This window comes from Ruegeria sp. AD9, assembly GCF_056542305.1.
This window is the reverse complement of the sequence record NZ_JBQFZP010000007.1, coordinates 164,763-181,580: the sequence shown is the minus strand read 5'-3', so window position 1 is coordinate 181,580 and position 16,818 is coordinate 164,763. Positions and strand designations below refer to the sequence as shown.

The following is a 16,818-nucleotide window of genomic DNA, read 5'->3' as shown; positions in this document are numbered from 1 at the left end:
GGGTTCATTCCTTTGATGATTGCAGAATTTCGAGCCCGGAATTTAAACCGGGCGAGACCGCACTTCAAGCGGCATAAATACAGGGTAATGCGAAAAAACTTGTTTTCTGCCGGAGTTTTTCGCGTTCAGGGCGGCAAAGCCCTGAACGCAGGGTTGCTTTAGCCGACAAAGGCTTTTTCGATCACGAACTCCTTGGGTTCCGAGTTGGCGCCTTCACGCAAACCAAACCCCTCGAGAATTTCCTTAATATCCAGGTTGAAAGCCAGCGAACCGCAGACCATTGCACGGTCGGTTTCAGGCTTGATGCCGCCATCAATACCCAGATCGGAAAATACGGTGCCATCCTGAAGAAGGGTGGTGATGCGGCCCATCTTGGGGCTCTCCTCCCGTGTGGTGGTCGGGTAATAGCGGATCTTGTCGGCAAATCCTTCACCGATCAGTTCGGCCAACAGTTCGTCCTGACGGATGCTGTCGATCAGCTGACGGCCATATTCCAGCTCTGCCACTTCGCGGCAGGTGTGGGTGATGATGACCTCGTCATAATCCTCATAGGTCTGTGGTTCACGCAGCAGCGAGGCAAAAGGTGCAAAGCCGGTGCCGGTTGCAAAAAACCACAGGCGTTTGCCGGGCAGCAGGGCGTCATGCACCAATGTGCCAACCGGTTTGGGACGCAAGATGATCTGATCACCCGGTTTGATATGTTGCAATTTCGACGTCAGCGGGCCGTTCTGAACTTTGATCGAATAAAACTCCAGCTCTTCATCCCACGAGGGCGAAGCGATGGAATAGGCGCGCAGCAACGGCTTGCCGTTGTCACCCAGCAGACCAATCATCACAAACTCGCCCGAGCGGAACCGCAACGAGGCCGGGCGCGACACCTTGAAAGAAAACAGGCTGTCGGTCCAGTGTTTGACGTCGGTTACGGTTTGCGCGTCCGGAAGGACGGGGACTTTTACTGCGGTTGCTTCGCTCACGGGCTTCATCTCTGTCATCGTTTACCTGTCGGTCTGCTAAACCGACATCTCCGTTTAATCTTTGATCCAAGTCAGGAAAAGGGGACAGATTGCCCCCTTTGCGTCACAGGCTGGCAATCGCGGGATCAGCCGCGCAGGCGGGCCTGATAGTTATTCTCTTTCCAGTTCGCGCGGGCCAGCCACTGATCTTCGGGTTGGCGGTCTGCCAGTTCTCCGTCGATCTCGACCTCGTCAAAGCCGCTGCGGCGCGCCATGGCGTATTGATCGGCAAGCACATGCCCTTTGGCGCGCAGCCGGCCTTTGTAGCCCTTCAGGCGCAATGTGCGGGCGATGGTAAATCCGCGACCATCTGCGAAAGACGGGAAGTCTACCCGAACCAGCCTGGTGCCGCCCAGCCGGTCAAACAGTTCGTCCGGGTCTGTCTCGGAACTGACGTCCAGCGCGACCACGTCATTGGCGGCGTCATCCAGAGTGACAAAGCCGTCGGTCCAATCATCAGGCGAAAAGCCTTCATCCGTTACGATTACGTTCATGTTTTCTCTCCGACGCGCATCATCTTGCCATCGACAAAATGGATGCCGCATTCTTCCTTGTTTTGGTCGCGCCAGCGTCCGGCGCGGGGGTCTTCGCCCTCTTTGACCGGCGAGGTGCAGGGCGCACAGCCGATCGAAGGGTATCCTTTGGCCACCAGCGGGTGCCGGGGCAGGTTGTTTTCTTCCATATAGGCCCGCACATCCTCGGGCGCCCAATGGGCGAGCGGGTTGACCTTGATCCGGCCTGTACCATCCTCGACCTCGAAGAATTCCAGCGCGGCGCGCGTGCCGGCCTGAAATCGCTTGCGTCCGGTTATCCAGCCATCGAACCCCACCAGTGCTTTTTGCAGCGGGAACGTCTTGCGCAGGTTGCAGCACGCGTCCGTGTCGCGCAGGCGCAACGCACCGTATGGGTCTTCGCGCTCAACTTCTGCATCCTCGGCCCGGATGATGCGAATGTTGGTAAGCCCTAGACGCTCGCTCACCTCCTGCTGGTACTCCAGCGTTTCGGTGAACAGCATTTGCGTGTCCACGAAAAGAACGGGCGTTGCCTTGTTCACCACCGCCGCCATGTGCAAAAGAACGACAGATTCCGCACCAAAGCTCGAGACCAGAGCAAGCTCATCGATCTCTTCAATTGCCCCATGCATGACATCATGAGCGCTGTGGTGCCGGAACCGGGCATTCAGGTCTTCGACACGTTCAGTCAGTTCGCGTCTGTCCCGGCCCAGTTCCGTCTGGATCAGGTCAAGCGGCATTTGCTCGGGCCTCGGGGTAGAGGGCGTCTTTGAACGGCGCCATGCCCACCCGGCGATATGTTTCCAGGAATGTCTCCTCTGCGCTTGCACGCTGGTTCAGATAGGTGTCGACAATGCGCTCAACGGCAGGAACGATTTCGTCATAGGCAAAGCCCGGACCGGTGCGATCACCAATCGCCGCAGTCTCGGTCGCATCGCCACCCAAAGTGATCTGGTAGTTTTCCACGCCTGCGCGGTCCAGACCCAGAATGCCGATATGGCCGACATGGTGGTGACCGCAGGCGTTGATGCAGCCTGAGATCTTGATCTTCAGGTGGCCGATGTCATGCTCGAGCTTCAGGTCCTCGAACCGCGTCGCAATTTCCTGAGCAACCGGGATCGAACGCGCCGTCGCCAGCGCGCAATAATCCATGCCGGGGCAGGCGATGATATCGCTGATCAGACCGATATTGGCGGTTGCCAGTTCGTATTCCTTCAGCTTGGCGTGGATCGCGGGCAGGTCCGATTTGTGGACATGCGGCAGGATCACGTTCTGCTCGTGGCTGATGCGCAGCTCGTCATAGGCGAACCCTTCGGCCAGATCGGCCATCACGCGCATTTGCTCGGCAGTTGCATCGCCCGGCGTTGCCCCATGCTTCTTGATCGAGATCGTGACGATCGCATGGTCCGCGTCCTTGTGCGGCGCGATGTTGGTATCGACCCACGAGCGGAAAACTGGATCGTTGGTATAGGAGCTTTCAAACGACGCGACCGAAGCTTGGCGGAAGGCAGGCGGTGCAAAGTGGTCCTTGATCTCTTCCAGCAGGTTCATGTCCGCGCCTTTGAACTGCGGGCGGACCTTCAGGAAGCGTTCGTTAACCTTGGCGCGGATAGCGTCGATGCCATGCTCGTGCACGGTGATCTTAATACGTGCTTTGTACTTGTTGTCGCGGCGACCAATCTGGTTCCATACGGAAACGGTGGCTTCCAGATAGGCCAGCAGGTCATCAAAGGCGACGAATTCGGACAATTCCTTGCCGATCATGGGCGTACGGCCAAGGCCACCGCCAACAATGACGCGCGCGCCAAGAACGCCGTCACGCTCAACCAGTTGCAGGCCGATGTCATGCGCCTTGATCACGGCGCGGTCGTTTTCACTACCGGTGATGGCGATCTTGAATTTGCGCGGCATGAACTGGAATTCCGGGTGGTCGGTCGACCACTGGCGCAGCAATTCGGCGTAAGGGCGGGGATCAGCGACCTCATCCGCAGCGGCGCCAGCAAAATGGTCGGCGGTCACGTTGCGAATAGTGTTGCCCGAGGTCTGTATGGCGTGCATGCCAACCTCGGCCAGCGCGTCCAGCATATCCGGCACGTCGCTCAGCTTTGGCCAGTTGTACTGGATGTTCTGACGCGTCGTGAAATGGCCATAGCCTTTGTCCCACTTCTCGGCCAGCAGCGCCAGTTGGCGCATCTGCGCACTGTTCAGCGTGCCATAGGGAATGGCGACACGCAGCATGTAGGCGTGCAGTTGCAGGTACAGCCCATTCATCAGGCGCAGCGGCTTGAATTCGTCTTCGGTCAACGAGCCGTCAATGCGACGTTCGACCTGGGCGCGGAACTGCGCGTTACGTTCTGCCAAAAATGCTGTGTCGAACTCAGAGTAGCGATACATGTCTAGCTGTCCTTGTTTGCAGCCCCGAACCTAGGGGCCTTGAAGGGGAGAGATATGGCCAGAGGTCAGGCCCGGGGCTGCGGGGAAGTTTCCTGTTTGCCGTGGGCATAGTTGGACGGACCAGTCCGGCGGAAATCTTCCCGAAAATGGGTGGGCTCGGGGCCGTTCTTTCCAGCAACGGCATCGGCCAGATAGGCGCCAACGACTTTATTTGCCTGACGCGCCGCATCCAGCAGACGCACCTGTGCATGTGCTTCGTCAGTGATCAGTTCCGCTTGGGACAGATCACGCGTCCAACTGTCATCTTCGGTCTGGTAAATGACGTCACCTACCAGCAAATCATTTGCGGTGACGACTTTGGGGGTAAAAGCGCGGGCCATCAGGCAAGCTCCTTATTGAATTCGGTTACGGCCTGCGCCGCTTCGCGCGGGGCAAGGCCATAGAATGTCAGGGCCGGTCCGTCCAATTCGGCGGCGGCCAGGTCGGCGGGCAGTTGATCCAGTGTGGTGGACAGTATCCGTTGGTTCGGGCGCGAGGCGTTTTCGACCAGCGTGACAGGGGTGGCGCGATCGGCGCCATGCATGATCAGGCGACCCTGGATAAAGCGGGCAGATTTCTTGCCCATATAGATCGCAGCAACCGAACCAGCCCGTGCCAGGGCATTCCAGTCATGATCGGCAAAACCTTTCATGTCGTGCCCGGTCAGGAACCGCACCGAGGAATTTCGACCGCGTTGAGTCAGGCTTTGGCCGATGCCAGCCACTGCGGCAGAGGCCGCTGTGATACCAGGAACGATCTGCCACGAAATGCCAGCCGCCTCGACGGCCTCGATCTCTTCATCCAGACGGCCAAAGACAGTGGGATCACCGGACTTCAGGCGGACCACGCGGTTACCATTCAGGGCATATTCGACCAAAAGCGCGTCAATATCACTTTGCTTCCAGGATGGGCCGAACCCGGCTTTGCCGACATCAACCAAGGCGGCGCTTTGACCGGCTATGTCCAGAACGGGTTCACTGATAAGGCGGTCATGCAGCACAACATCAGCCCGCTCAAACGCGGTCAGCGCCTTGAGCGTCAGCAACTCGGGGTCGCCCGGACCTGCGCCGACAAAGTCGACATGTCCTTTGGGGCCTGTTGTGCGAACGTCCTGCATCGGATCATCTCGGGTGTGGTTTGACTTGACCCTCAATATAGGAAATATTCCCACCAAAGCGCCATATGGACGCTCAAATAAGGACAAACGTTCCGTCAATGAAAAATTTTGGAACGAAAACTTCGATGTGGAAGGAAAATTGGAATGTCGGTGCGGATAGATGATACGGATCGGAAAATTCTGGCCGAGCTGCAACGCGATGCAGGGCAGTCACTGGACGAAATAGCGGCTCGGGTCGGCAGTTCAAAGACGCCTGTCTGGAATCGTATACGCAAGCTCAAGAGTGCAGGAATAATAGGTCAGCAAACGGTTTTGCTGGATGCCGAAGCGCTCGGGTTTGAAGCGACTTTCTTTGTTTTGATCCGCACATCGGAGCACGAGGCCGAGTGGCAGCGAAAGTTCCTTAAAGCATTGCGCGATCATCCCGAAGTGCAAGAGGCGCATCGGCTGGCAGGTGACATTGATTATATACTCAAGGTTCGGGTCAAGAACGCGCGCGCCTATGATCAATTCTACCAGTCGCTGATATCGGAGGTGCGAGTGCACAACGTGACCGCGCTTTTGTCGATGGAAGAAATCAAGTCCACAACGATGCTTCCCCTCAACGCATTGGTTGAAGGGGCGTAAAAGGCAGGTGCTTCCAACGCCGGATCGAGCCGCGCCTTATACAGGTCAGACCTGAACCATTAACCGTTCCAAACCATGGAAGTGATAGCTGTCTGAATAGGTTGGCTCTGTAGCGAGCCGCAGGTTCGGGCAGCTATTGAACAGAATGGGCAGGGCTATGCGCATTTCCAACCTTGCCAAAGGGGCGCCGACGCAGAAGTGGATGCCTCCGCCAAAACTTGTGTTGACCTCAATCGAGCGCGTCGGAACAAACCTTTCGGGTTCATCCCAGACAGCAGGGTCGCGGTTTGCAGCGCCAAGCAATAGTGCGACCTGATCACCGCGCCTGAACGAATGCCCAAATATGTCAACGTCTTCATACGCATAACGTGTGAACATGTGCAAAGGCGGGTCATAGCGCAGAATTTCTTCAATCGTTGCGTCGATCTGGTCCGGTGCCAGAACGCCGGGGCTGGTATAAGTTTGCAACAGAGTTTTCACACCGTTCGCCAGCGAATGCACAGTTGCTTCGTGACCTGCATTCAGCAGCAAGATGCATGTTGCGACCAACTCGTCGATGGTCAGCTTTTCACCTTCTTCCTCGGCGCTGATAAGCCGGGTGATCAAATCGTCACGGGGATCATTGCGTCGCTGGTTAATGTATCCCAACAGGAAATCCGTGAACTCCTGAGACGACTTGGCCGCCTTATCCTCGGTCGCCTGCGTCCGGTTGGCCTGATACATGGCGACCATGTCATGCGACCACTGCAACAGGTTGGGTGCCATGTCTTCGGGAACGCCCAGCAGTCGGCAGATGGTTATCACCGGGACCTGCGTGCAATAGGCACTCAACAGGTCGAAAGGTGTATTCGGAAACGTCTCGATAAGACTGTGGCATAGCGATTCAATGGAAGGCTGCAATGCAGAAATTTCCCGCGACGTGAAAGCGCGCATGACAAGCGCTCTCAGGCGGGTATGTCGCGGGGGTTCAGCTTCAAGCAGCGAGTGGGCTTCGATAGCCAGCCAGGGGGCCAGATGGGCAGGGCCCTGTGTCGCGCATTCAGGCGGAACTTCCCGCCCAAACCGGCGGTCGCGAAGAAGTGTCCGCACCGCCTGACAGGATGTTGCAGCAACCATATTGTAGTCGCGCCAATAGAACAGATCACCAGCAGTGCGGGCATGATCATAGAAAGGGTAGGGGTTCTGAACGAAACCCGGATCTGTCGGGGATTGCGAGAATGACTTCATGCGACGCACACTTGCCACGAGCCGCGTTGAATGCAAGACCCTGTCTATGCAGAGAGTTTGGATCATTGTCGGTTTTTTGTCCGCTGTCGGGCTGCTGTCAGGTTTTGTTTGGTCTTATGGTTATCGTCAGGCGCTGTCTCAGCTAAGTGACAAGGCCGAAGCTGACCTTGAACTGGCGGCGGATCGGCTCAGCACCCAGATGCAGGTCTATCAGGAACTGGCGGTTCTGATGGCGACACATCCCGCCTTGCACGCCTTGGATACACCGACACAAATACATGACGCGCAAGCGATGTTGCTGGACGTCGCCGACAAGACAGCGGCCGTCAACATGATGTATCTGGATCGCAGCGGTCGGGTTCTGGTCACCGCACAGCCAGTGGCACAGCGAGATATGTCCGCACATCCAGCGTTCAGGCGCGCCATGCAGGGTGCGGTGGGCACCGCGCATGAGGTGGTTCCAGAGAGTGGCGACCGGATATATTCTTATGCCGCTCCGACTTTTGCTCCGTCTGGGCAAGTCGAAGGTGCAGTGATGGTGGTTGCCGACGTCCAGGACATTGAACAAACCTGGCGGGGCAGTACCGAAGCCGTGTTCTTTGTTGATTCTGACGGTGTCGTCTTCATCTCGAACCGATCAGACTTGCTGTTCTGGAGCCGCGAGGCTGGCCAGTCCGGGCTGACACCGCCAGAAGGTGCGTCGGTGGATTTTGCAGCGACGCGGGTCGGCCAGCATGAATTGTGGCGGCTGAACTGGGGGCGGTATTTGCCACGCGACGCGTTGCACCTAACGCTTGAACTGCCTGTGATCGATATGACCGCCGAGGTTTTGGTGGACGTGGCCCCGGCCCGGCGACTTGCGGGGTTGCAGGCGGCGGCGGTCGCAGCGATCTGTCTGGCGTTTGGTGCCATGCTGTATCTTGCGATGGAGCGGCGACGGACGCTGGCTAATGCCAACATGGTTCTGGAAAGCCGGGTAGCGCAGCGTACCCGTGCATTGACCCAAGCGAACACTGCGTTACGCCGCGAAGTTGCAGAACGTCAGGAGGCCGAAGCAGCCCTGAAAAAAGCGCAGGCCGAACTGGTGCAGGCAGGTAAACTCAGCGCATTGGGGCAAATGTCGGCGGGGATCAGCCACGAACTCAACCAACCCTTGATGGCGATCCAGCAATTCGCCGACAATGGCACGGCCTTTCTTGAACGCGGCAAAGGCGACAGGGCCAGCGAAAACCTTGGGCGTATTTCGGAAATGGCCGCCCGCATGGCCCGGATCATCAAGAATCTGCGCGCGTTTGCCCGCAACGAAAGCGAACCAATGGGCCGGGTCGATCTGGTGCAGGTTCTGAAAACCGCCGTCGAGTTGACCGAAACCCGTTTGCGTGACGATGATGTGACGCTGGAATGGGAGCCGGGACAGTCTGCGGTTTATGTTTGGGGGGGTGAAGTCCGATTGGTGCAGGTCTTTGTTAATCTGATCAATAACGCGGCGGATGCGATGCTGGGGCGACCCAAACGGCACATTTCGATTGTGATGCACGAAGAAGACCGGTTGCGCGTTTCTGTGCGGGATACCGGCCCGGGGATTGAAGACCCCGACCGTGTGTTCGAGCCGTTTTATTCGACAAAAAGCGTAGGATCCTCTGAAGGTCTGGGGCTCGGCCTTTCAATATCATATGGTCTGGTTCAAAGCTTTGGGGGTGAAATCCGTGGGGCAAACACGACTGATGGCGCAGTGTTTACCGTCGAACTGGAACCCTATGGAAAAGAAGAGGCAGCATGATGCGCAGGGTTCTGTTGGTCGATGATGACGCAGCTGTTCGCGAGGCATTGGCGCAAACCATTGAACTGGCGGACTATGCACCGACAACAGCCGGATCTTTTGTGGCGGCCAAGGATCATATTCGGCGGGATTTCCCCGGTGTGATTATTTCGGACATCCGAATGCCCGGGCGGGATGGTTTCCATCTGCTGACCTATGCTCGGGATATCGACCCCGAGCTTCCGGTGATCCTTTTGACCGGAGAAGGCGATATCCCAATGGCCGTGGAAGCCATGGGAAAAGGCGCGTTCGATTTTCTGGAGAAACCATGCGCTGCGTCTGACCTGATGGACGTTCTTGAACGCGCATTCGCGGCCCGCACTCAGGTTTTGGAACAGCGCGCCCTGAAATCTGAACTTGAAAGGGGGGATCCGGCCGCACGTTTGCTGTTTGGTCTGTCTCCGCAAGCCGAGGCACTGCGGGATCGTGTGCGAACTGTTGCACCGACTGGGGCCGAAGTTCTTGTTACCGGCCCGCCGGGCAGCGGCATATCCAAAGTTGCCGAAGTGGTTCACCTGATGTCGCCCGCTGGTCAGGGGCCTTTTGTCAAACGTCCGGCTTCAAGCCTAAGCCCCGATGATCTTGCCCAAAGCTGCGGCGATGCAGTGGGTGGATCCCTGTTTCTGGACGAAGTGTCCGCCATGCCCCAAGCCACGCAGTTTGCGGCGTTGGAGATCATCGAGCGCGGTCCGGGGGGGCGTATTATTGCAGGGACAACCGCTGATCTGTCCGCTTTATGTTCGGAAGGGCGGTTTAACGCAGATCTGTTCTATCGTTTGGATGTGATGCGGGTGCGTGTTCCATCATTGGCGGAACGCCCCGACGACATTCCGGTGATTTTTCGCCACTATGTGGCGCAAGCGGCCGAACAGGCAGGCATCGCAATTCCCGAGATTTCGTCCGAACATCTGGCCGCCTTGATGGCCAGCGACTGGCCGGGCAACGCCCGTTCGCTGATGTCGGCAGCAATGCGGTTTGTTCTTGGAATGCCCGAGGAGGTTACACAAGCAACGGATCTGGGGTTGAGCGAACAGATGGCGCGGGTCGAGCGGTCACTATTGATTGCAGCTTTGGGCCGCCACAATGGAAAAGCGTCAGATGCGGCCAAGGCGCTGAAGCTGCCGCGCAAGACCTTTTATGACAAGCTGGCGCGCTATCAGATTCGTCCCGAGGATTACCGCAGATGAGCGGGAACCGGATTGGCACTTCTGATTCGAATGAAGTGATTCGGAATATGTGCGGAATTCCGCACAAGCCGCACTGAGGATGTGCGAGTTTTCGCACGGCTCGGGACTGTGAAGCGCAGAACCCGAACCAACAAAGCTGTAACACTTTGGTATTAAACAGGTAATCAGGCACTTTCTGCAATCGCAGTCAAAAGTTGTGTGCTTTACCCTGAGTCGCTTCACTGCACGTCATACGGCGCTTACCCGGCGTCGACTGCAAGTTTCAAGGAACTCTGGGAGGATATCAGATGAAGCTTCTGACAACGGCAGCAACTGCGCTTGCTCTGACTGTAACCGCAACGGCTGGTTTGGCTGCATGCGACGAAGGTGAAATCGTCGTTAAGTTCGCGCATGTGACGAACACTGACAAACACCCCAAAGGCATCGCGGCATCGCTGCTGGAGCAGCGGGTCAACGACGAAATGAACGGCACGATGTGTGTCGAGGTCTACCCGAACTCGACGCTCTACAACGATGACAAAGTTCTCGAAGCGATGTTGCAGGGCGACGTGCAACTGGCAGCGCCCTCGCTGTCGAAGTTCGAGAAGTTCACCAAACAGTTCCGCCTGTTTGACCTGCCGTTCATGTTCAAGAACGTCGACGCTGTAGACGCGTTTCAGGCCTCGGCCGAGGGGCAGGCGATGAAAGACAGCATGCAGCGCCGCGGCCTGCAAGGGCTGGCGTTCTGGCACAACGGCATGAAGCAGATGTCGGCCAACAAGGCTTTGGTTGATCCGTCGGATGCAAACGGTTTGAAATTCCGCGTGCAGTCGTCAGATGTGCTGGTGGCTCAGATGGAGGCCATTGGTGGCAGCCCGCAAAAAATGGCGTTCTCGGAAGTGTATGGCGCGCTGCAACAGGGCGTTGTGGACGGGCAGGAGAATACCTGGTCGAACATCTATGGCAAGAAGTTCTTTGAGGTACAGGACGGTATCACCGAAACCAACCACGGCATCATCGACTATCTGGTCGTGACATCGGTGGATTGGCTGGACAGTCTTGATCCGGCGGTGCGGGATCAGTTCCTGACTATTCTGTCCGAAGTTACCGAGACCCGGAACAAAGAAGCCTTTGCGGTGAACGAAGCGGCCAAAGCGTCGATCATTGATGCAGGCGGCGTCATCCGTGAACTGACCCCTGAACAGCGTCAGGCCTGGGTCGACGCGATGAAACCGGTTTGGGACAAATTCGCCGGTGACGTGGGTCAGGACAAGATCGACGCGGCACAGGCCATCAACGCCGGGTTCTGATCCGGTCAAAGACCGCGCGTCCGGCGACTGGGGAGTATTCGACGCGCAGGCCGGGCGGGCTGAAATGGCCCGCCCCATTCTCAACTCTCTCTTCAATAAAATGCGGGGACTAAAAGATGTCTGGTGCGAACTCCGGCCAGGGCGGGCTGATCGACCATATCGAAGAAACCCTGATCGCGTTGCTTTTGGGCCTTATGACGGTCGTTACATTTGCCAACGTGATCGCGCGGTTTGTCTTTAATTCCAATATCCTATGGGCGCTTGAGTTGACAGTGTTCACGTTTGGCTGGCTGGTGCTGCTGGGCGCGTCGTATGCGGTCAAGAAACATGCCCATCTGGGCGTGGATGCAATCCTGAACATGCTGGCGCCAGCACCGAGGCGCATTATGGCGCTGGTCTCGGTTGGATGCTGTCTGGTGTTTTCGCTGCTGATGCTCAAAGGGGCATATGACTATTGGGCCGTCTTTGCAGATCTGCCGCCAACATCGGGCCGCTGGTTCCCGACAGGGTTTGATTTCGGCGCGCGTAGCCAGAGTTTCTACGAGGTGGACGACATCCCCATGGTCGCTCCGCTGCGCTTTCTGGAAGACCTGATCAATTTTGGCGAAGGGTATGAAAAACTGCCCAAGGTCGTACCTTACCTGGTTCTGCCGGTATCCATGCTGCTGCTGGTGATCCGGTTTACGCAGGTCGCCGTTCAAATCTGGCGTGGTGAGACCGATCGCCTTGTCGCCAGCCACGAAGTCGAGGACGAGATTGAGGAAGTCCGCGCACAACAAGGGGTGCATGACTGATGGACGTTATCCTTCTTTTCTCGATGGTCATCGGCCTGCTGCTGATTGGGGTTCCGATTGCGGTTGCACTTGGCCTCAGCTCGACCCTGTTCCTGCTGATCTATTCCGACAGTTCGCTAGCTTCAGTCGCAGGCACGCTTTTCGAGGCGTTCGAGGGGCATTTCACCCTTTTGGCAATCCCGTTCTTCATACTGGCCTCGTCCTTCATGACGACAGGCGGCGTAGCGCGCCGGATCATCCGTTTCTCGATTGCTTGCGTGGGGCATCTGCCCGGCGGTCTGGCGATTGCGGGTGTGTTTGCTTGTATGCTGTTTGCCGCGCTTTCAGGATCGTCCCCGGCCACGGTTGTGGCTATCGGTTCGATCGTCATCGCAGGTATGCGCCAGGTTGGGTATTCCAAAGAGTTTGCCGCCGGTGTGATCTGTAACGCGGGTACGCTGGGCATCCTGATCCCACCGTCCATCGTGATGGTTGTGTATGCCGCCGCCGTCGAAGTTTCAGTTGGGCGCATGTTCCTGGCTGGCGTTATTCCCGGTCTGATGGCTGGCTTCATGCTGATGATCACCATCTATGTCATGGCAAAGGTCAAGAACCTGCCCAAGGGTGAATGGAAGGGGTGGGGTGAGGTCTTTACCTCGGCCCGCGAGGCCGGTTGGGGCCTGTTCCTGATCGTTATCATTCTGGGTGGTATTTATGGGGGTATCTTTACCCCGACCGAGGCTGCCGCGGTTGCTGCCGTCTATGCCTTCTTCATCGCCAGTTTCGTCTACAAGGACATGGGTCCGCTGAGTACGGAAGGGGACGCACAGAACCTGCCACTGCTGAAAAAGCCCTACGCTTTGGTCACAGCGTTCTTTCACCCCGACACCAAGCATACTCTGTTCGAGGCAGGAAAGCTGACGGTGACGCTGTTGTTCGTGATCGCCAACGCGCTGATCCTCAAACATGTTCTAACGGACGAACAGGTGCCGCAGCACATTGCTAGCGCCATGCTTTCAGCGGGTCTTGGACCGGTAACCTTCCTGATCGTTGTCAACGTAATCCTGCTGATCGGTGGTCAGTTTATGGAGCCGTCGGGCCTGCTGGTGATCGTTGCACCGCTGGTGTTCCCGATTGCCATCGAGTTGGGTATCGATCCGATCCATCTGGGCATCATCATGGTGGTGAACATGGAGATCGGGATGATCACGCCCCCGGTCGGTTTGAACCTGTTCGTAACCTCGGGTGTTGCGGGTATGCCGATGATGAGCGTTGTGAGGGCGGCGCTGCCGTTCCTTGCTGTCCTGTTCGTCTTCCTGATTATGGTGACGTATATTCCGTGGATCTCGACCTTCCTGCCCAACACCTTCATGGGGCCGGAAATCATAACCAATTAGGTTGTTTGACGATGTACGTAGCCGGGCGGTTTCGACCGCCCGGCTTTTTCGTATCTTGAACCCCAGCATCAAGTGCTTAACTAGGGTTCAGAGGACGACCTCCCCATAATGGGACATCTTTCGGGACGACCCGAACGAATACGAGGTCGTAATATGCCCTGGATCTTTCTTCTTTTTGCTGGCCTGTTGGAAATCGTCTGGGCTGTAGCCATGAAGCAATCGGCTGGTTTCACCCGATTGTGGCCTACGGCCTTGATGGGTCTTTCGATGATCGGCTCTTTCGGCCTGTTGGCGCTGGCGATGCGCGACCTGCCGTTGGGCACGGCTTATACCATCTGGACCGGTATCGGGGCTGTGGGGGCGTTCTGTGTAGGTATCCTGTTTCTGGGCGAAGCCCTTAGCCCTGCGCGGATTCTGGCGGCTCTTCTGATCGTGTCAGGTCTTATCCTGATGAAGCTGGCGTGAGCGTTTTATTGACCAAGCCATTTTGCTTGGGCAGGGTTCGGAAAACACGGGAAATGGAGACCGGAATGCTGACCGAGACCGACAAGCGCCTGCTGCGCGTGGCTTATGACGAGGCAAAAGCCGGGTTTGATGAAGGTGGATGCCCTATCGGATCAGTTCTGGCGCGGGGTGGCGAAATTGTTTCACAAGGGCGCAATCAACGTGTGCAGGGCGGCGATCCGATCGCACATGGGGAAATGGATGCTTTGCGCAAAGCCGGGCGTCAGAAAACCTATCGCGACACGGTTCTTTACACGTCTTTGTCACCTTGCATGATGTGTTCCGGCACTATCGTTCAGTTTGGTATCCCGCGAGTGGTGATCGGCGATACCCAGAACTTTGGTGGCAACGAAGACTTCCTGCGCGACCGCGGCGTCGAGGTGGTGATAGCCAACGATCCCGACTGCATCGCACTGATGCAGCGGTTCATCGAAGAAAAGCCAGAGCTTTGGGCGGAAGATATTGCCGAGTAAAGGCGAAACCTAGACGCTCTCCAGCGCCTGAATAATGCCCGTGAAATCCCCGGCCTTCAGGCTGGCGCCGCCCACAAGCGCACCATCGACATTTGAAACCGCAAAGATCTCCGCCGCGTTGGAGGGTTTTACCGACCCGCCATAAAGCAAACGGACAGAGCGACCCACTCCTTCGCCAAAGCGACGCTCTAGCCGGGCGCGGATGAAGTCGTGAACCTCTCCGATCTCATCAAGCGTTGGAACCTTGCCAGTGCCTATGGCCCAGATCGGTTCATAGGCAATAATCAGGTTCTCGCCGGTTGCCTGATCCGGGATCGACCCCGACATCTGACCGCCGATTATGTCGAGCGTATTGGCCGCCTCGCGCTGTTCCAGGCTTTCGCCAACGCAAATGATCGCTTTTAACCCCGCATCCATCGCAGCACGGGCCTTGGCGCGTATATCCTCGTCATGTTCTTGATGGTCCACGCGCCGTTCGGAATGACCCAGGATGACTGATGTCGCGCCCGCGTCCAGCAGCATCTCAGCGCTGATTTCGCCTGTATACGCGCCTGCGCTTGCCGCGTGGCAATCCTGCCCGCCAACAGTAACTGCTGACCCGCGTACGGTGTCTGCCGCGCGGCTGAGCAATGTTGCCGGAGGGCAGATCAGGATATCGACAGAAGCGTCTGGGTGGGACTTGCACAGTGCTTCAAGCTCGCTCAGCGCAGCACCGGTTCCGTTCATTTTCCAGTTTCCTGCCGCAAGCTTGCGCCGCATACCCGTATCTCCCTGATCATTCGATGATTTAAGATGCGGATAGCATTGTCGGCACGATCTTACAATTCCACTGATCGGGTGGGTTCGTGCGCTTTGATCGACGCACGGCGTTCGGTCGGGCCCGAGTCACAGGATTACCCGGCGCAAACTAGGATTTCTGCACGATGCTCTCATCGAATTTGATGGATTCACCGCAACCGCAAGCGTCGACGACATTCGGGTTCCTGAACTTGAAACCTGATTCCAGCAACGACACCTCGTAATCGATTTCAGTTCCGAACAGGAACATCTGCGCCATTGGTGCGATCATGACGCGTGCACCATCCTGTTCAACGACTTCGTCGTGTGGATCGGCCTGATCGACATATTCCATGGTATATTCCATGCCCGCACAGCCGCCTTTCTTTACGCCAATGCGCAAGCCGACGTGGCCACCCGAGTTCATCAGGCGGGTAATTTGCTCTGCGGCTTTGGGCGTCATGGTCACAGCCTGTTTGCCGGGAATGCCGAACATGTAAGTCTCCGTTGTCGCGCGTTGCATTTAATCTAGGGCTCAGGGGGCCAAGGCTCAAGACGGTGTGTTATAAAGAGTTTTATCAGGATGAAACAACCCGGCATACAGTAAGGGTTCGCTGAAAACACCCGACCGTTAAACCGTGGAGCTGAATAGGTTTAAGCTGGTTGATCGCCAAAACGGTTCGCATTGTGAAATCATCGGAAAGGATAATATTGTGAAGAGATTAAATGCAATTTTTAATCCAGTCTTGTTGGGAGCGGTACTTACCATTGCAGTTCTTTTGTTTGTTCCGGATGATGCGGTGGCCGCCAATGATGGAGAGAGGCATCCGGTAAACTGCGCGACCGCCGAGGGCGATCTGCGCGCCATCGCGACTGAGAAAAAGCACGCGCAGGACCAACAGTTAGAAAGTGTTGCCGCCATTACTCCTGCCGGGGCACTTTTGGGGCTGGTCACAGGAACGGAACACAAAAGGCTGCAAATGCTATCGGGGGACTACATCAATCAACTGGATGCCAGATCTGCGGAAATCAAAAAGACCTGCAATTTGAACTGATCACCCGTCGTTAGGTGATCTGGATATGAAAAGGACCGTTCTCGGGCAAGAACGGTCCGTGTTTCTGGGCCGGAACTCGGGGGGCGGTCAAATCATGTCTGGACCGAGGTACGATACCGATTGGTGCCGTCCGCAGGTCTTTTCCCGTATCATTGTGACAGGGACAGCACGAACAGGTAACAAAAACACCAATGTTTTGTGACAAATAGCCGGGAAACTGTGGCCGGTGCCTACATAAATCCCAGTTCCAGACGTGCTTCGTCTGACATCATCTCCATACCCCAGGGTGGCTCCCAGGTCAGTTCCACGTCGACCTCTTTGACGCCTGCAACAGGCTCGATCGCTTCCATGATCCATCCGGGCATGTCGCCGGCAACCGGGCATCCGGGGGCTGTCAGCGTCATGATCACCTTCACCGCGTTGTCCGTGGAAATGTCGATCGTGTAGATCAGGCCGAGGTCATAGATATTCACGGGGATTTCCGGGTCATAGACCGTGCGGCACGCCTCGACCACAGGCTCGTACAGGGGGTGCTCAATGGTTGACGGCGCAATCAGCGGTGTGCCTTCAAACTGTTCGCTCGGGTGGGTCATCTTTGCCTCGGGTCAGTTGCCT

18 protein-coding genes and 1 pseudogene are annotated in these 16,818 nt (G+C 56.8%); 9 read left to right on the top strand and 10 right to left on the bottom strand.

The window, feature by feature from the left end:
• Positions 1 to 158: 158 nt before the first annotated feature.
• The 6 genes and pseudogenes from ACR0AM_RS12815 to cobA all read right to left on the bottom strand — a co-directional run.
• Positions 159 to 992 (bottom strand): ferredoxin--NADP reductase, encoded by an 834-nt coding sequence (locus ACR0AM_RS12815; protein WP_209504075.1) that lies wholly within the window; start codon positions 990 to 992, stop codon positions 159 to 161.
• Positions 993 to 1,099: 107 nt separating this feature from the next.
• The gene (locus ACR0AM_RS12810) at positions 1,100 to 1,507 is read right to left on the bottom strand and encodes a DUF934 domain-containing protein (RefSeq protein WP_267365587.1); all 408 of its coding nucleotides are present in this window, start codon (positions 1,505 to 1,507) and stop codon (positions 1,100 to 1,102) included.
• Positions 1,504 to 2,265: a phosphoadenylyl-sulfate reductase gene (locus tag ACR0AM_RS12805; RefSeq protein ID WP_480553372.1), complete on the bottom strand. Its 762-nt coding sequence runs from the start codon at positions 2,263 to 2,265 to the stop codon at positions 1,504 to 1,506. Before ACR0AM_RS12805 ends, ACR0AM_RS12810 begins: the two co-directional genes overlap by 4 nt.
• Entirely contained in the window at positions 2,255 to 3,919 is a 1,665-nt protein-coding gene (locus tag ACR0AM_RS12800) for a nitrite/sulfite reductase (RefSeq protein ID WP_480623100.1), read from the bottom strand. The genes ACR0AM_RS12805 and ACR0AM_RS12800 overlap by 11 nt, the downstream gene beginning before the upstream one ends.
• Positions 3,920 to 3,984: 65 nt before the next feature.
• A complete protein-coding gene (locus ACR0AM_RS12795) occupies positions 3,985 to 4,299 on the bottom strand; it encodes a DUF2849 domain-containing protein (RefSeq protein WP_480472509.1) in 315 nt (104 codons plus the stop codon).
• Positions 4,299 to 5,045, bottom strand: a pseudogene (gene cobA, locus ACR0AM_RS12790) (uroporphyrinogen-III C-methyltransferase); the annotation flags it as partial. The gene ACR0AM_RS12795 and the pseudogene cobA, both read right to left, overlap by 1 nt.
• Positions 5,046 to 5,219: 174 nt before the next feature.
• On the opposite strand from cobA, the gene ACR0AM_RS12785 reads away from it, so the two are divergent.
• Complete coding sequence (locus ACR0AM_RS12785; RefSeq protein WP_480472511.1) at positions 5,220 to 5,702, top strand: Lrp/AsnC family transcriptional regulator; 483 nt, start codon at positions 5,220 to 5,222, stop codon at positions 5,700 to 5,702.
• A gap of 45 nt (positions 5,703 to 5,747) precedes the next feature.
• Here the strand turns inward: ACR0AM_RS12785 and ACR0AM_RS12780 are convergent, their stop codons facing one another.
• Entirely contained in the window at positions 5,748 to 6,929 is a 1,182-nt protein-coding gene (locus ACR0AM_RS12780) for a cytochrome P450 (RefSeq protein ID WP_480623099.1), read from the bottom strand.
• Here ACR0AM_RS12780 and ACR0AM_RS12775 point away from each other — a divergent pair.
• From ACR0AM_RS12775 to ACR0AM_RS12745, 7 genes are all read left to right on the top strand, one after another.
• A complete protein-coding gene (locus ACR0AM_RS12775) occupies positions 6,928 to 8,709 on the top strand; it encodes a sensor histidine kinase (RefSeq protein ID WP_480623098.1) in 1,782 nt (593 codons plus the stop codon). The genes ACR0AM_RS12780 and ACR0AM_RS12775 overlap by 2 nt on opposite strands.
• Positions 8,706 to 9,935, top strand: coding sequence for a sigma-54-dependent transcriptional regulator (locus tag ACR0AM_RS12770; RefSeq protein WP_480553379.1), 1,230 nt, complete (start codon positions 8,706 to 8,708; stop codon positions 9,933 to 9,935). Before ACR0AM_RS12775 ends, ACR0AM_RS12770 begins: the two co-directional genes overlap by 4 nt.
• A gap of 287 nt (positions 9,936 to 10,222) precedes the next feature.
• Complete coding sequence (locus ACR0AM_RS12765; RefSeq protein ID WP_480623097.1) at positions 10,223 to 11,224, top strand: DctP family TRAP transporter solute-binding subunit; 1,002 nt, start codon at positions 10,223 to 10,225, stop codon at positions 11,222 to 11,224.
• Between the two features lie 116 nt (positions 11,225 to 11,340).
• Positions 11,341 to 12,018 (top strand): TRAP transporter small permease, encoded by a 678-nt coding sequence (locus ACR0AM_RS12760; RefSeq protein ID WP_480623096.1) that lies wholly within the window; start codon positions 11,341 to 11,343, stop codon positions 12,016 to 12,018.
• Positions 12,018 to 13,394: a TRAP transporter large permease gene (locus ACR0AM_RS12755; protein WP_480516868.1), complete on the top strand. Its 1,377-nt coding sequence runs from the start codon at positions 12,018 to 12,020 to the stop codon at positions 13,392 to 13,394. The genes ACR0AM_RS12760 and ACR0AM_RS12755 overlap by 1 nt, the downstream gene beginning before the upstream one ends.
• Positions 13,395 to 13,547: 153 nt before the next feature.
• On the top strand, positions 13,548 to 13,859 hold the full coding sequence (locus tag ACR0AM_RS12750) for a DMT family transporter (RefSeq protein ID WP_480472525.1): 312 nt from the start codon (positions 13,548 to 13,550) through the stop codon (positions 13,857 to 13,859).
• A 65-nt stretch (positions 13,860 to 13,924) separates the two neighbouring features.
• Positions 13,925 to 14,371 carry a nucleoside deaminase gene (locus tag ACR0AM_RS12745; RefSeq protein WP_480623095.1) on the top strand — a complete coding sequence of 149 codons (447 nt, stop codon included), beginning with the start codon at positions 13,925 to 13,927 and terminating at the stop codon, positions 14,369 to 14,371.
• Between the two features lie 9 nt (positions 14,372 to 14,380).
• Here the strand turns inward: ACR0AM_RS12745 and tpiA are convergent, their stop codons facing one another.
• Positions 14,381 to 15,130, bottom strand: coding sequence for a triose-phosphate isomerase (tpiA, locus tag ACR0AM_RS12740; RefSeq protein WP_480516874.1), 750 nt, complete (start codon positions 15,128 to 15,130; stop codon positions 14,381 to 14,383).
• A 148-nt stretch (positions 15,131 to 15,278) separates the two neighbouring features.
• Positions 15,279 to 15,644, bottom strand: a complete 366-nt coding sequence (locus tag ACR0AM_RS12735) for a HesB/IscA family protein (protein ID WP_480476725.1) — start codon at positions 15,642 to 15,644, stop codon at positions 15,279 to 15,281.
• A gap of 217 nt (positions 15,645 to 15,861) precedes the next feature.
• Here ACR0AM_RS12735 and ACR0AM_RS12730 point away from each other — a divergent pair, with 217 nt between their 5' ends.
• Positions 15,862 to 16,203, top strand: a complete 342-nt coding sequence (locus tag ACR0AM_RS12730) for a hypothetical protein (protein ID WP_480623094.1) — start codon at positions 15,862 to 15,864, stop codon at positions 16,201 to 16,203.
• Positions 16,204 to 16,433: 230 nt separating this feature from the next.
• On the opposite strand, the gene ACR0AM_RS12725 is transcribed toward ACR0AM_RS12730, so the two are convergent.
• The gene (locus tag ACR0AM_RS12725) at positions 16,434 to 16,796 is read right to left on the bottom strand and encodes an SUF system Fe-S cluster assembly protein (protein WP_209504059.1); all 363 of its coding nucleotides are present in this window, start codon (positions 16,794 to 16,796) and stop codon (positions 16,434 to 16,436) included.
• Positions 16,797 to 16,818 lie beyond the last annotated feature (22 nt).

What these genes read in the sequence shown, in the direction of transcription:
- ACR0AM_RS12815 (WP_209504075.1), bottom strand. Translation starts at nt 992, where the DNA reads ATGACAGAGATGAAGCCCGTGAGCGAAGCAACCGCAGTAAAAGTCCCC.
- ACR0AM_RS12810 (WP_267365587.1), bottom strand. Translation starts at nt 1,507, where the DNA reads ATGAACGTAATCGTAACGGATGAAGGCTTTTCGCCTGATGATTGGACC.
- ACR0AM_RS12805 (WP_480553372.1), bottom strand. Translation starts at nt 2,265, where the DNA reads ATGCCGCTTGACCTGATCCAGACGGAACTGGGCCGGGACAGACGCGAA.
- ACR0AM_RS12800 (WP_480623100.1), bottom strand. Translation starts at nt 3,919, where the DNA reads ATGTATCGCTACTCTGAGTTCGACACAGCATTTTTGGCAGAACGTAAC.
- ACR0AM_RS12795 (WP_480472509.1), bottom strand. Translation starts at nt 4,299, where the DNA reads ATGGCCCGCGCTTTTACCCCCAAAGTCGTCACCGCAAATGATTTGCTG.
- ACR0AM_RS12785 (WP_480472511.1), top strand. Translation starts at nt 5,220, where the DNA reads ATGTCGGTGCGGATAGATGATACGGATCGGAAAATTCTGGCCGAGCTG.
- ACR0AM_RS12775 (WP_480623098.1), top strand. Translation starts at nt 6,928, where the DNA reads ATGCGACGCACACTTGCCACGAGCCGCGTTGAATGCAAGACCCTGTCT.
- ACR0AM_RS12780 (WP_480623099.1), bottom strand. Translation starts at nt 6,929, where the DNA reads ATGAAGTCATTCTCGCAATCCCCGACAGATCCGGGTTTCGTTCAGAAC.
- ACR0AM_RS12770 (WP_480553379.1), top strand. Translation starts at nt 8,706, where the DNA reads ATGATGCGCAGGGTTCTGTTGGTCGATGATGACGCAGCTGTTCGCGAG.
- ACR0AM_RS12765 (WP_480623097.1), top strand. Translation starts at nt 10,223, where the DNA reads ATGAAGCTTCTGACAACGGCAGCAACTGCGCTTGCTCTGACTGTAACC.
- ACR0AM_RS12760 (WP_480623096.1), top strand. Translation starts at nt 11,341, where the DNA reads ATGTCTGGTGCGAACTCCGGCCAGGGCGGGCTGATCGACCATATCGAA.
- ACR0AM_RS12755 (WP_480516868.1), top strand. Translation starts at nt 12,018, where the DNA reads ATGGACGTTATCCTTCTTTTCTCGATGGTCATCGGCCTGCTGCTGATT.
- ACR0AM_RS12750 (WP_480472525.1), top strand. Translation starts at nt 13,548, where the DNA reads ATGCCCTGGATCTTTCTTCTTTTTGCTGGCCTGTTGGAAATCGTCTGG.
- ACR0AM_RS12745 (WP_480623095.1), top strand. Translation starts at nt 13,925, where the DNA reads ATGCTGACCGAGACCGACAAGCGCCTGCTGCGCGTGGCTTATGACGAG.
- tpiA (WP_480516874.1), bottom strand. Translation starts at nt 15,130, where the DNA reads ATGCGGCGCAAGCTTGCGGCAGGAAACTGGAAAATGAACGGAACCGGT.
- ACR0AM_RS12735 (WP_480476725.1), bottom strand. Translation starts at nt 15,644, where the DNA reads ATGTTCGGCATTCCCGGCAAACAGGCTGTGACCATGACGCCCAAAGCC.
- ACR0AM_RS12725 (WP_209504059.1), bottom strand. Translation starts at nt 16,796, where the DNA reads ATGACCCACCCGAGCGAACAGTTTGAAGGCACACCGCTGATTGCGCCG.